We start from the raw sequence: 13,394 nt of genomic DNA on the forward strand, positions 1-13,394 counted from the left end.
GGAGATTCGATGCCGTACCGAGTGCTGACAGGCGGAGACCTACAGATTGCCGGTGCCAGGTTGGGCGTGCCTGGCAAGTGGAAGGAGCACACCGAAGCCGCCATGAACAACTTAGAGAAGCAAGGCTTCATCCTCGTCACCACTACGCAAGGCGGCGTGACCAAGGAACCCATATACCTCTTTCACAAGCCCGCCTGAGGCCACAGAAGTGCCCTCAGTGGCGCGAGCACAGTGGATGGGCAAGACCCCGGTAACTCTCTACCGGGGTCTTGCTGCGCCATGCGCTACTTGTTCTCTTGCTGACAGACCGGGCAAGGCGGCTTCGGTGCACCGCTGCCAGTGAGGCTGCCACCGTGCTTCGGACACAGGTTGTCGCTCATCGCAGACCCTCCCTTCATCGCGTCGTCACAGTTCCCCTGCGAGCGGGTGGCGGGTAGGTCCATCGTTGCATGCGGGTACGCCGAGCACCTAGGAGTGCTAGCACTCAAACCGCAACGGTTGACAGGGATTCTCTAACCGCCGTGCACCCTGTGTCGTCTCGCCCAACCTGACCGTTGAGCCTCAAACGGTGCTAGTCTCGGCCCTGTTCCTGCGTGTGTCAGGAGTAGAACGGCTTGCCGTTAGTGTCACTTATCGGCGCACTGTCGAAGGTCAGAACGATGCCCTCGAGGTCCAGGAGGCGGCCTGGAACGCGCCGTCGGCTAGCACCGGGACGACGGACGACGCGTCGAGCGAGGACGCGACGTCGACGTCGGCCCCGAAGCCGAGGTCGCGCAGCTCGCGACCACCGACGCAGTCGTGCAGACGCTCGGTCAGCGTCGCGGCGGCCGCGTCGAACAGCTCGGCCGCCGAACGGGCCTCGGGACTGAAGCCGGACGCGCCGACGAGACCGCCGAGTGCCGACAGGATCGCGCCCGCGCCGAGGTGGTCCTCCAACGCCGGCCGCAGGGAGTCGTCGTCGCGCCACCGCTCGCCGGCGGCGACCACGGCGACCGAGCGCCCGGCGGCCACCGCCGGGGCGAGCCAGGCGGCCACCGCCGAGGCGTTGCGCAGGCACCCGACCGCCACCGTCACGTCGGCGTCGGCGAGCGCCGCGGCGATGGTCGAGCCGTTCGGCGAGGGCAGCACGAGGCGCTCCACCGGCGGGCCGGCCAGGAGCCCGGCCGGCGAGAGCGTCGGCGCCGGCACCGCACCGGGCGCCGTCGCCTCACGTCGTCCGACCGCGAGGACGGCATCGTGGGCGGCCGCGAACTGCCGCGCCCGCTCGTCGCGCCACGGGAGCGGGAACACGCGGGTGCCGCGTTCGACCGCCACGGTCACCGACGTCGAGAAGCTCAGGACGTCGACCACCACCGCCACGTCGGCCTGCGCCGTCCGGGCGCCGGTCGGGCCCCAGTCGAGGCGGACGTCGTACTCCCCCTGGCCGTACGGGCCTGGGACGTCGTCGCTCATCGGCGCAGGTCCCGCCCGAGCTCGCCGGCCAGCCGGACCGAGGCCGTGATCTCGGCCAGGCGGATCGAGACGCTCTCGACGTTGATGCCGAACGGGACGCCGAGTCGCCGGCAGTAGTCGATCAGCTCCCGCGCCGCACCCAGCGCGTGCTCGTACGACGTCTGCAGCGTGTCCTCGGCGTGGCGGAGGTCGTTCTGGATCCAGCGCGGCACGTCGACCCCGAGCCAGTCCAGGAACTCCAGCGTGCGCAGCGAGCCGCACACCGAGAAGGTGAACACGATCGGCACCGGCTCCAGACCCTGCTCGACGCACGCGTAGCGGTAGTCGGAGACCAGGTTCTTGGCGGCGTTGACGTCGTAGACGACCTGCGTGACGAAGAACGAGCACCCGGCCCGCTGCTTGGCGATCAGCCGCAGGTGCTCCTCGCCGCGTCGGGTGTGTCGCTCGGGGATCGCGACGCCCCCGAGCGGCAGGTCGGGGCGCGTCTCGGCCCAGACGGCCTGGGCCCGGGCGAGCGACGTCGCCGGCACCGCGTCGCGCGACGAGGCGCCGACGAACACGGTCAGGGCCCGGGCGTCGTCCTGCTCCTCCAGCCACCGCCGCAGGTCGGCCTCGGCGTACTTGCCGACGGCGCGGTAGACGACCACGGGGGTGCGCCAGTCCCCCAGGTGCTCGGCGCAAAACGCTGCCGGGTCGAGGGTCGGCAGGAACGGGAACGGTCGTTCAGCGGGGTTGCGGTCGCTCTCGTCGTCGATGTCGTAGAGCACGAGCCCGTCGAGGTCGAGTGGCACCAGACGCTGCTGGGTGACCTCGGCGATCTCCCGGGCCCGCTCGGGGGCGACGGTGGTCCGGGGTGGCGTGAGGGCGAAGAGCAGGAACTCGCTGCCCCGCGAGCCGATCCGCTGCACCAGGCCGGTCACGGGGCGTCGAGCATCACGGTGAGGCGGTGGATGCGGTCGTCCTCGTCGAAGGCGAGGTGGAGCCGACGGTCGCCGACGACCCAACGGGCCCAGGCGCCCTCGTCGTCCTGCCGCTCGGGCTCGCCCCACCGCCCGGTCAGGTCGGCGAGCGAGGAGGTGAGCGGGACGTCGCCCAACAGGTCGGCCGTCCGCGGGTAGCGCTTCGTGCGCACCGAGATCTGCCTCGGCCCGCGACGGGTGAGGTTCATGTCGAGGTGGAGGATCCGCTCGAGCGCCCCGGACGTCGTCGTCGTGGGGAACCCGAGGAGCGTGACGACCGAGGCCAGCCCGTCGCGTCGGCCCAACGCGTCGAGCAGCACGACGACGTCGCCGGAGAGGGCGTCGACCGTGATGCCGCCGGACGGCACCGGTCGCACGGTGGGCTCCTCGCCGCGCAGGCGGGCCACCCACGCGGAGAACTCGTCGGGGCCTCCGGCAGCCCACTCGTACGGCACGGTGACGTCGAAGGTCTCCGAGACCCACGCCCGGGCGAGCGCGGCGAGCAGCGGGCCGAAGGCACCTCCGACGGAGCCTCCGGCCTGCGCGACCTCGTCGTAGCCGACGCCGAGGAGCCGGGCGAAGTCGAGGGTCGAGTCGGCCAGCACGTGCGCCTCCCCCTCGCTGCCCAGCAGGACGACGAGCGTGCGGCCGTCGTCGTCGGTCCAGGTCGCGGCGACCGAGCCGGTGCCGTCGACGACGGCGAACGGCGTCAGCCGGGCGAGCTCGGCCCCGGGCACGCCGTCGGGGAACATGCCGTCGAGCGTCGCGCCGGGCTCGATGCGCAGGTCGATCTCGTGGCGGGCGAGCCAGCGCAGGGTCTGCACCAACGGGTCCTCCCCCGGCTCCGGCACGAGGTCGTCGCCCAGCAGTTCGGGCAAGGGCACGGTGGCCGCGTCGACGTCGCAGGTGACGAGCCACAGGTCGAGGGTGTCGAGCACCGGCACCGGCAGCAGGGCGACCACGGTGCCGTCGACCTCCCAGGTGATGATCCGGTCGGCGGCGAGGGCGACGGCGACGGCGTCGAGCCAGGTGGCCTGCCGGTAGCCGGGCACGGCCGGGCGCTCGGTCGGCTCGCCGAGCTCGCGACGCAACGACGCCTCGGCGACCCGAGCGAATGCCCTCGCCTCCGCACCGTCGACCTCGTTCTCGACCAGCGGCACGCACCACCCCACGGGCGAGGCGATCGCGGGCAGGCCGGCCACCTCGGCGTAGTCGTCCCACACGCCCTCGACCTCGGCCGCGACCACCTCGCGGGCGAACGCACCGACGTCCTGCGGCTCGGGCTCGTAGGCGGACCAGTCGCGGTCGTCGTCGGTCACAAGGTTCCTCCAGCGTCGATGGGCTCGGCCCAGCCGATCCTTCCGGGTCGTACCAACACCCAAACCCGGACGGTGCGCGCCTCGGCCGTTCAGCAGCGGACGACGTCAGCGCGCCGTGTGCGCGAGCACGGCGGCGGCCAGCTGGTCGAGGACGGCGTCCGGGAGCGCGTGGCCCAGGCCCGGCACGACCTCGAGGCGGGCGCCGGGGATCCGAGCCGCCGCGCGGGTGGCGGTCGGGGGCGGAGCGACCGGGTCGGCGGGGGCCTCGACGACGAGCACGGGCGTCTCGATCGCGCCCAGGTCACGGTCGAGCCCGGACTGGTCGGCCAGGGCGTGGGCGGTGGCCGCGACGGCGGTGCCGCGGTGCTCGGCGACGCGCCGCTCGAGGGCCTCGAACTCCGCGAGGTCGAACGGCAGCTGCCCGCCGTTCAGGGCGCGCCAGTGCTCGACCTGCCAGGCGCGCTCGTCGTCCGGCGTGCGCTGCTCCCCCATCGCGCCCCACAGCTCGAGCATCGCCTCGGTAGGTCCGGGTGCGTCGACGTCGTCGAGGGCCGGGGTGCCCAGCAGGGTGGCGCTGCGGAACCGCTCGGGACGGTCGACGAGCAGCACCTGCAGCAACGTGCCACCGAGCGACATGCCGACCGCGTGGGTGCGGTCGACGTCGAGCGCGTCGAGCACGGCGAGGGCGTCGTCGGCGAGTGCGGTGAGCGGGTAGGGCCGCTCGTCGAAGGCGTGGGTCGATCGTCCGGTGTCACGGTGGTCGTAGCGGATCACCCGGTGCCGGGCGGCCAGGAGGTCGACGAGACGGTCGGGCCACCAGAGTCCGCTGGCGTTGGCCCCCATGATCAGCAGCAGCGGCGGACGATCCCGGTCACCGGTGGTCCCGACCCAGAGCCGGTACCCGTCGGCGACGTCGACGAGCTGTTCGGTGCGGTGGGGCATGCCTCGACCCTAGGAGGCGGCCGGGCGGTCGGGCCACGGGTTTGCCTCGGTCTCAGGCGCTCTTGTCGATGATGCAGAAGAGCGTGCCGCTCGGGTCGGCGAGCACGACGAAGTCGGCGTCGTCCGGGTAGTCCCACTCGACGCGCGTGGCCCCGAGCGAGACGAGTCGCTCGACCTCGGCCTGCTGCTCGGCGGCGTCCGCCGTCCAGAGGTCGAGGTGGGTGCGGTCGGTGTCGTCGAGGTGGAGCCGCGGCCCGGCCCCGTCGACCGGCTCGAGGAAGTCGGAGTCGTCGGCGTGCTGGTAGCCCAGTGCGCCGGCCCAGAACCGGCCGGCCCGGTCGGTGTCGCTCACGTGCAGGACGATCGCTCCGATGCGCAGCATGGGTCGACGCTACGCGCGGGTGCACCGGCGTGCACCGGTCCGGGCGTCTTCACAGACGCAGTCAGTCGGAGTAGCGTCCTCGACGCGAGGTTTGTTAGTTGCATGAACTAATCGACCACTCTCTCGGAGGATCTCTCGTGCTCACTCGACCCACCCGACCGCTCACGCGCGCGGTCGCCGTCCTCGGCGCCCTGACACTCGCCCTGATCGGTGCTCTCGTCGCTGTCGTGCTCACCCCCTCGCCCACCCAGGCCGCACCGGTGCGCACCCACGTGCTCACCGGCTACTGGCAGAACTTCGACAACGGCGCCACTCCGCTCCGGCTGCGTGACGTGCCAGACGAGTACGGCATCGTCGCCGTCGCCTTCGCCGACGCCGTCCCCGGGCGCGCGGGCGCCATCGACTTCAACCTCGACCCCGACCTCGCGGCGAAGCTCGGTGGGTACACCGAGGCCGACCTCAAGGCCGATGTCGCGGCGCTGCAGGCCGAGGACCGACAGGTGATCATCTCGGTGGGGGGCGAGAAGGGCACCGTGTACCTGAACGACGCGGCCGCTGGTCAGGCCTTCGCCGAGTCGACGCTCGCCCTCATGGACGAGTTCGGCTTCGACGGCGTCGACATCGACCTCGAGAACGCGCCGAACCTGCAGCACATGAGCGAGGCCCTGCGGCAGATCTCGGCCGCCTCTCCCGGCTACGTGCTCACGATGGCGCCCGAGACGATCTACGTGCAGCCCGGCGGCTCCTACCTCGCCCTCATCGACGAGGTGCGCGAGCTGATCACCGTCGTCAACACGCAGTACTACAACTCCGGCGCGATGGTCGGACGCGACGGCCGGGTCTACTCCTCCGGCACCGTCGACTTCCAGACCGCACTCGCCGACATCCTGCTCGACGGCCACCTGCGCCCCGACCAGGTCGGACTCGGCCTGCCCGCGTCCCCGCGCGGGGCCGGCAGCGGCTACGTCGACCCCGCCGTCGTCACCCAGGCCCTCGACTGCCTGGCCGCCGGCACCCGCTGCGGGTCCTACCGACCGGCCGCGCAGTACCCGACGATCCGCGGCGCGATGACCTGGTCGATCAACTGGGACGCCGCCAACGGCTACGACTTCGCCACCACGGTCGGCGGTCACCTCGTCGACTTCCCGAACGGCGGTGGGCCGACCGAACCGACCGAACCGACCGAACCGACCGAACCGACCGACCCGACCGACCCGACCGACCCGACCGACCCGACCGGCTGCGCCGGCGTGAGCGCGTGGTCGGCCGGCACCACCTACGTCGGCGGCAACCGGGCCAGCCACGGTGGTCGTGTCTGGCTGGCCCGCTGGTGGACGCTGGGCGAGACCCCCGGGTCCGCCGAGGTCTGGTCAGACCAGGGCGCCTGCTGAGCGGCGTCGGCCCCGGCCCGCACCCCGGCCGAGTCTCCCCCGGCCCGGCTACCGCGTGGTCCCGGTGGCCCGGACGTCGACCCGCGGGCTGACCGCCTGGGTGCGCACGGCGAGCCCCTCGATCCGCACCTGCCGGGCGTCGCGGGTCACGATGCGGACCACGCCGCTGGTCGGCCGGGCGAACGACGTCAGCGCCGCGACCCGCCGGGCGCGGGCGGGCCCGTCGCCCGACACGCGACCGATCCGCCGCTGACCGAGGTAGACGTCGACCACGCCGAAGCCACGGCCGTTGCTCAGCACCAGCGCGAGCGACGTCGCCCCGCGGACGCGGTAGCGCAGCTCGGCGCCCCGCCGGGCCACGGCCGTGTAGGTGCCGCGGTAGGTGGTCGCCGCCGTGCGGCGCCTCCACGGTCCGCGGGCCACCGTCAGGGCGCGGTCGCGCACGGGGACGTAGAAGCGTCGCGTGGCCGGGGTGGTGTCGACGTTGCCGGCGGCGTCGTAGGCCCAGACCTGGAAGTCGTAGGTGCCTGCGGCCGGGGCGGTGACGCTCAGCCCGCCGTCGTCGCAGCGCGTCGTACGGCCGCGCAGCCGGCACACGAACCTGGCACCGGGCTCGGCGGCGAAGCGGAGGGTGACGGCGTTGCCGAGCTGGATGCTGCCAGGAGCGGGACCGGCGGTGATCCGGGTCTGGGGCGGCGTCAAGTCGGACGGCGGTGCCACGGTGACGACGAGCGCCGCGGGCTCGGACGTCGTGCCGCGGTAGCGCGGTGAGGTGAGCGTGGCCGTGACCTCGTAGGTCCGCGAGGCGGGCGCGGTGAAGGTGCACGAGGCCGCACCGGCCACGACCGTCGCGGTGCAGAGGGTCTGCGCGGCGACCTGGTCGCCGAACGTGACCGTGCCCGCGACCGCACCCGGCGAGGCATCGCCGTCGACGACCGTGGACGAGACGGTGACCTCTCCCCCTCGGCTCGCGGTCGGGCCGGTGTAGGTCAGCGTGGCGTCGTCCGCGACGACGGTGACGGTGAAGACGACGGTCTGGTCGGAGGCGTTGCCCGGGCCGTCGGAGACCGTGACCGTGACCGGGTACGAACCCGGGTCGACGTCGGCCTTGCCTTCGACCGTGAAGGTCGCGCCGGACGCCGTCGTGTCCGTGTTCACGAGAGCGAGCCCGCCGGGCAGGCCGGACGCCGTCATCGTGATCGCGCTGCCGGCGACCGTGTTGGACTTGGCCGAGATCGTCGCTTCGCTGGACAGTTCATCCGACGAAGCCGCGGTGAAGTCCTGACCGGCTGCGGTGCCGCCGGTGGTCAACGTGGGAGGGCTCGGCGTGATCGTGATGGCGGCGTCGTTGACGTCGTAGAAGTAGTTGCCGACGGCCTCGACCTTGAGCCGGCCCTGGGTCGTCGCGACGTTCGGCCAGGTGACCGGCGCCGAGCCGGTGTTGGGTGTGCTGGCCGCCAGCACGGTCGGGAAGGTCAGGCCGCCGTCGGTGGAGAGCGAGACCCTGACGTTCGCCGTCGAGATCGGTGCGATCGAGGTGCTCCCGACGTTCCACGTGACGGAGCCGACCGTGCCGCCCGTCACCGCGGTGGCCGCGCCCTGCGAGGTGACCTGGAACGGGGTGGTGCCGGCGACCGTGAGGGCGACGTCGGCGAACGACGTGCCGCCGTCGGCGCCGCTGAGGTCGCGTGCGGTGAGGCGGAAGCGCATCGTGCGGGCCGTGGTAGGCAGGAACTCGGAGAAGCAGCGCAGGGCGGCGGAGTCGGCCACGCCGGTGCCGCTCAGCGTGGGGCACGAGCCGGTGGCGGCGTTGGTCTCCCCGGCGGCGACCTGGGCGACGTCGGGGAAGGAGCGGCTGGGGCTGGTGCCCATCCGGTTCTGGCCGGGCGAGTCGTACTGCACGGCACCGGCCGCGGTGACGTCGGCGTAGGAGCCGAGGATCCGGAAGAGCGGACCGCTCGGCTTGGTGTTGCTGTTCAACCCGGTGCCGAGGGTCGCCCCGGTGTCGTTCTGCTCCCACGAGTAGACCAGCGGGTCGCCGTCCGGGTCGGTGGCGGAGCCGGTCAGGGTGAACGGCGTGCGGATCGGGACGGCCTTCGCTGCCGGCGCGGTCACCACGGGGTTGTGGTTGCCCGTGGGGGCGGGGTTGGCGAAGCCGCCCATGTCCTCGACGCCGCCGTTGTCGGTGGTGCCGACGACGGCCGAGCCCGTCGAGACGGTGACGGCCGGGGTCGCGATGTCGGCGGTGCCGCTCCAGGCGACCTGGAAGCCGTTCGTCAGGGCGGACGACAGGCCCCAGTAGCCGGTGACGGTGGCGGTGGCGCTGCTCGGCTCGGCCGCCTCGACCGCGGCCTCGACACCGGCGGCGGTGTAGCTGCCGACCGTCACGGGCGCGCCGCCGTAGGAGATCGTCATGGTGCCGGAGAAGCCGCTGACCGCGACGTCCTGCACCTCGTTGTCGTCGTCGGGCGACTGCCGGGTGAACGCGGCGACCTCGGCCTGGGAGCGTTGGCTGAAGTACGGGTCGCTGTGGTTCTGCAGGTTGTCGGAGCCGCAGATGCCGGCGTAGGCCATCACCGACGAGCCGGAGCCGGGCTCGACCGAGGTGCTGGCGTTGCGGTTGCCGCCGGAGCAGTTGGTCGTCGTGCCGTTGAAGGTGTGGTTGCCGGAGAACTGGTGGCCGAGCTCGTGCGCGACGTAGTCGACGGCGTACAGGTCGCCGTCGGGCACGCTGATGCCGGTGCATCCGGCCGCTTTGTCGTACGTGCCGACCACGCCGAGGCCGGCCAGACCACCGCCGTTCAGACCGAGCCCGATGTGCCCGACGTCGTAGCTCTCGGCGCCGACGAGCTGTCCGACGACGAGGCGGTTGCGGTCGAGGAGGTCGCTTCCGCAGCCGGCGGACACCATGGCGGTCGTGTAGCAGGCGACGGCCCCGCACGGGCCGTTCGGGCCGTACATCGCGGCCGGCGTGTTGAGGTTGGTCTCGACCGTGTCGTCGACCAGCAGCAGCCGGATCGAGAGGTCGTTGCCGTAGATGTGGTTGACCCGGTTGACCAGCGTGACCTTCTCGGCCGTGACGACGGCGTTCACGACGGCCGGGTCGGTCGAGGAGGTGAAGTGCGCGGCGTAGGTGTCGTCGGTGACGAGCGCGAGCCGGTAGGTGCGCTGGATCGCCACGGCACCCGGGCCCTCACCCACGCGTCGCGCCACCGGCGGCAGGGCCGGGGTCGCCCCGTCAACCTCGTCCGGCTCCACGAGCGGCGACATGCGGGCCGGCAGGTCGTCAGCGAGGTAGGAGACGTAGGGCGCGCTCGCCCCCTGGTCGAGCCCGTTGTAGGCCGGGTCGACGTACCACGAGGCGCCGGCGCCGTGCACCGAGGCGTGGAAGCCCATCGGCGTCACGTCGAGCCGGATGCTCGCCGGCTCCCCGGACGTCGTCCGCCCGGCCCAGGTGGATATCTCGGGGAAGTCCGCTGCGAGCCCGGCCTGCATGACCGGCGACTCGGTGACCGCGAACTCGACCAGCTCGCCGCTCGGCGCCGGGACGGCGACCACGACCGGCGCGGAGGACGACGTCTCGGCGGGCGCCTGGGCGAGGCGGCTCTGGAGCCGGGACAGGTCGAGCCGGTAGGCCGCGTGGTCGGTGGGCGCGACCCGTCGCCGCTGGGCGCCGCGTCGTGCCGGCAGGGCGTCGATCGGCGTCCAGACCTGCGGTGCAGCCTCTGCGCCGGCGGCGTCGGGCGCGGGCGCGTCCTGGGCGGTGGCGACCGGCAGCACGGACAGGCCGGTGGCGACGAGGCCCCACGTGAGGGCCGGGACGAGCAGGGAACGCAAGCGGGGCACAGGAGTCCTTCGATCGACCGGACTCGCACGGTAGTGCCCGCCGCGGACGTCGTGCGGACTTTCGACTCAGGCCGGCCGGGTGCGGACCAGCACACCGATCTTGTCGATGCGGTGCTCGGGGTTGTCGAACTCGTCGGACCAGTAGTTGCCCTCGGCGTGGTCCTCCTGCGTGCGGCAGGTCGAGATGGTGATCATCGCCCGCGTCGGCTCGGCGCCCGGGCGACCGGGCACGGCCGCGCGCTGCTCGCGCAGCGACCGCTCGGACCGGAACGAGGTGATCCGGGTGGTGGTCACCCGGTAGACGTAGGTCGTGTCGCCGGCGGTGACGAGCACCTTCTCGCCGCGACGCAGGTCGGGCAGGAACTCGAAGATCCTGGTGGACGACGTGCGGTGCCCGGTCACCTGGTAGTTGCCGACGCCGCCGGGGCCGGTGCCACCGCGCGGTCCGGACGGGCTGGCGGCGATGCCGGTGTTCTGGATGGCGTGGCCGGGCGCGTCGTCGGTGAAGCCGCGGTAGGTCTGCACCTCGAGGTCGGTGATGCCGAGCGCCGGGATGCTCATCCGGGCGTCGCGGGCCCGGCCGTCGCTGACGACGTAGGGCGGCGGCTCGGGTGCTGGCGCGGGGGTCACGACCTCGTCGGACGGTGTCGCCGTGGCCGGAGCGTCGGTGGACGACGGGCCCGTCGACGGGCTGGTCGACGGGGCAGGGCCGCGCTCGGCGTCCTCGCCGTCGGCGGCCGAGCAACCGGGCAGCAGCAGCGCCGCCGCGCCGACGGCGGCCGCGACCCGGACCCTAGAGGTCGGCAAGGCGCGGCAGCACCTTCTCCACCATGTCGGTGGTCCACGCGACGGGGTCGTCGCCGCCGGGCACGACCACGACGGTCTGGATGCCGAGGGGCGCGTAGCCGGACATCTCGGTGAGGAAGGCGTCGGGGTCGGTGGTGTCGCCCATCCAGATGATGCTCTTCTCGATGGCGTCGTAGTCGGTGCCGGCGTCGTCGCAGTGCCGGCGCAGGACGTCGAGCTTGTGGGCGACGACGTCGGTGCCCTCGCTGAACAGGTTGCACATCTGGGCGTGCTTCGCGACGAGACGCAGCGTCTTCTTCTCCCCCGCTCCCCCGATCAGGATCGGCGGGTGCGGCCGCTGCCGCACCGGGGGCACGTTGACCGTCTCGGCGAGCCGGTAGTGGCTGCCCTCGTAGGCGCCCTCGTCGTCGCCCCACATCTGCAGGCAGACCTCGAGCGCCTCCTCCAGCCGCTCGAAGCGCTCGGAGGTCGACGGGAACGGGACGCCGAGCCCGGCGTGCTCGCGGTCGTACCAGGCCGCGCCGATGCCGAGCATGGCCCGGCCGCGCGAGAGGCGGTCGAGCGTGGTGACCTGCTTGGCCAGCAGGCCGGGGTGGCGGTAGGTGACCCCGGTGACCAGCAGGCTGAGGCGGACCCGCTCGGTGACGGCGGCCAGGTAGCCGAGGGTGGTGTAGCCCTCGAGCATCGGCTCGGACGGACCGCCCATCTCCTCCATCTGGAACCAGTGGTCCATGAGGGTGAGCAGCGAGACACCGCCCTCGTCGGCCACGCGAGCGGTCTCGGTGAGCCGCTCCTCGAGTCGGTCCGCCCAGTCGGGGTGGCTGAAGTTCGCGTAGTGCACACCGAGTTCCACGTCCCCCAGCGTAGGCGGGCTCCGGTAGCGCGGGCCCGGACCGCGGGACGGACGTCCCCAGGAGGCTCACCTACGATCACCCGCATGCGACGGATGACCCGGACCCTCGGCGCCTCGGCCGTGCTCGTGCTCGCCCTCGGCCTCGCCGCGTGCGGCGACGAGGGCGGCGACGACGGCAGCAGCAGTGGCGGCAGCAGCGGCGGTACCGACACCGACGCGTCGGCGCGGACCCACGCCCCCCAGCCGGAGGACCCGTCCGGGGCACCGTGCGAGTACGTCGTCGGCGGCGACGCGGCGGAGGACGTCGAGCCGCCGGCCGCGACCGCCGCCTACTCGGGCTCGGTGCAGGTCACCATCGAGACCAGCGCCGGCGACCTCGACGCCACGCTCGACGCCGCCGCGGCCCCGTGCACGGTCAACTCCTTCACCTCGCTCGCCAGCCAGGGCTACTACGACGACACCGCCTGCCACCGGCTCACCACCCAGGGCATCTACGTGCTCCAGTGCGGCGACCCGACGGGCACCGGCAGCGGCGGCCCGGGCTACACCTACGCCGACGAGCTCAGCGGCTCCGAGACCTACCCGGCCGGCACCCTCGCGATGGCCAACGCCGGGCCCGCGACCAACGGCTCGCAGTTCTTCGTCGTCTACCAGGACACCCAGCTCGACCCGGCCTACACGGTCTTCGGCACCATCGACCAGGCCTCGATCGACGTCGTGTCGAAGATCGCCGAGGCCGGCACCGACCCCGACACCGGCGACGGGGCGCCCGTCACCCCGGTCGACATCGAGTTCGTCGAGGTGGGCGAGGCCACCGCCGGCACCCCGGCCGCGCCGTCGGCGCCGTCCACGACCGAGCCCGCCTCGGGCACCTGCTCCTACGTGCCCGACGGCTCCCCCGACGCCGCCACCCTGCCGCCGGCCGAGCCGACGCAGCAGGGCGAGGTGAAGGCGACGATCCGCACCGACCAGGGCCCGATCCCCGTCGTCCTCGACGCCGCCCGCACGCCGTGCACGGTCGGCTCGTTCGTCTCGCTGGCCGAGCAGGGCTTCTACGACGGCACCACGTGCCACCGACTGACGACGCAGGGCATCCTCGTGCTGCAGTGTGGCGACCCGACGGCCACCGGCTCCGGCGGCCCGGGCTACTCCTTCCCCGACGAGCTCGACGGCACGGAGACCTACGGCACGGGCACGCTCGCCATGGCCAACGCCGGCCCCGACACCAACGGGTCCCAGTTCTTCATCGTCTACGGCGACTCGGCGCTCGGGCCCGACTACACGGTCTTCGGCACCGTCGCCCCGCGCGGCCTGCAGACCGTCGAGAAGGTCGCGCGCGCCGGTGTGCAGGGCGGCGGGCCCGACGGCCCGCCCGCGACCACGATCACGTTCATGGGCATCGACGTCGGCTGAACGGAGCCGGCCGGCGTCCGGTCATGCCCG

At 72.9% G+C, this 13,394-nt stretch carries 11 protein-coding genes; 3 read left to right on the forward strand and 8 right to left on the reverse strand.

Going from position 1 to position 13,394, the window contains the following annotated elements:
* Nucleotides 1–9 precede the first annotated feature (9 nt).
* The gene (locus tag ABFT23_RS10505) at nucleotides 10–198 is read left to right on the forward strand and encodes a hypothetical protein (RefSeq protein WP_347894910.1); all 189 of its coding nucleotides are present in this window, start codon (nucleotides 10–12) and stop codon (nucleotides 196–198) included.
* A 453-nt stretch (nucleotides 199–651) separates the two neighbouring features.
* Here ABFT23_RS10505 and ABFT23_RS10510 read toward each other — a convergent pair whose 3' ends face one another.
* The 5 genes from ABFT23_RS10510 to ABFT23_RS10530 form a co-directional block, all read right to left on the reverse strand.
* On the reverse strand, nucleotides 652–1,452 hold the full coding sequence (locus ABFT23_RS10510; RefSeq protein WP_347894912.1) for a 2-phosphosulfolactate phosphatase: 801 nt from the start codon (nucleotides 1,450–1,452) through the stop codon (nucleotides 652–654).
* Nucleotides 1,449–2,372, reverse strand: coding sequence for a methylenetetrahydrofolate reductase (locus tag ABFT23_RS10515; protein ID WP_347894915.1), 924 nt, complete (start codon nucleotides 2,370–2,372; stop codon nucleotides 1,449–1,451). Before ABFT23_RS10515 ends, ABFT23_RS10510 begins: the two co-directional genes overlap by 4 nt.
* Nucleotides 2,369–3,730 carry a hypothetical protein gene (locus ABFT23_RS10520; protein WP_347894917.1) on the reverse strand — a complete coding sequence of 454 codons (1,362 nt, stop codon included), beginning with the start codon at nucleotides 3,728–3,730 and terminating at the stop codon, nucleotides 2,369–2,371. Before ABFT23_RS10520 ends, ABFT23_RS10515 begins: the two co-directional genes overlap by 4 nt.
* Nucleotides 3,731–3,835: 105 nt before the next feature.
* Nucleotides 3,836–4,672 (reverse strand): alpha/beta fold hydrolase, encoded by an 837-nt coding sequence (locus tag ABFT23_RS10525; RefSeq protein ID WP_347894919.1) that lies wholly within the window; start codon nucleotides 4,670–4,672, stop codon nucleotides 3,836–3,838.
* A 52-nt stretch (nucleotides 4,673–4,724) separates the two neighbouring features.
* On the reverse strand, nucleotides 4,725–5,054 hold the full coding sequence (locus ABFT23_RS10530) for a VOC family protein (protein WP_347894921.1): 330 nt from the start codon (nucleotides 5,052–5,054) through the stop codon (nucleotides 4,725–4,727).
* Nucleotides 5,055–5,191: 137 nt separating this feature from the next.
* Between ABFT23_RS10530 and ABFT23_RS10535 the strand changes: the two genes are divergently transcribed.
* A complete protein-coding gene (locus ABFT23_RS10535; protein WP_347894923.1) occupies nucleotides 5,192–6,445 on the forward strand; it encodes a glycosyl hydrolase family 18 protein in 1,254 nt (417 codons plus the stop codon).
* A gap of 48 nt (nucleotides 6,446–6,493) precedes the next feature.
* Here the strand turns inward: ABFT23_RS10535 and ABFT23_RS10540 are convergent, their stop codons facing one another.
* The 3 genes from ABFT23_RS10540 to ABFT23_RS10550 form a co-directional block, all read right to left on the reverse strand.
* Nucleotides 6,494–10,282 (reverse strand): M12 family metallo-peptidase, encoded by a 3,789-nt coding sequence (locus ABFT23_RS10540; protein WP_347894925.1) that lies wholly within the window; start codon nucleotides 10,280–10,282, stop codon nucleotides 6,494–6,496.
* A 75-nt stretch (nucleotides 10,283–10,357) separates the two neighbouring features.
* A complete protein-coding gene (locus ABFT23_RS10545; protein WP_347894927.1) occupies nucleotides 10,358–11,098 on the reverse strand; it encodes a sortase domain-containing protein in 741 nt (246 codons plus the stop codon).
* On the reverse strand, nucleotides 11,085–11,951 hold the full coding sequence (locus ABFT23_RS10550; protein ID WP_347894929.1) for an LLM class F420-dependent oxidoreductase: 867 nt from the start codon (nucleotides 11,949–11,951) through the stop codon (nucleotides 11,085–11,087). The genes ABFT23_RS10545 and ABFT23_RS10550 overlap by 14 nt, the downstream gene beginning before the upstream one ends.
* 84 nt (nucleotides 11,952–12,035) lie before the next feature.
* Between ABFT23_RS10550 and ABFT23_RS10555 the strand changes: the two genes are divergently transcribed.
* Nucleotides 12,036–13,364 (forward strand): peptidylprolyl isomerase, encoded by a 1,329-nt coding sequence (locus ABFT23_RS10555; protein ID WP_347894930.1) that lies wholly within the window; start codon nucleotides 12,036–12,038, stop codon nucleotides 13,362–13,364.
* Nucleotides 13,365–13,394: the final 30 nt, after the last annotated feature.

Origin of the sequence: Nocardioides secundeburneus, from assembly GCF_039939255.1 — a bacterium.
In the GTDB taxonomy this organism is placed as follows: domain Bacteria; phylum Actinomycetota; class Actinomycetes; order Propionibacteriales; family Nocardioidaceae; genus Nocardioides.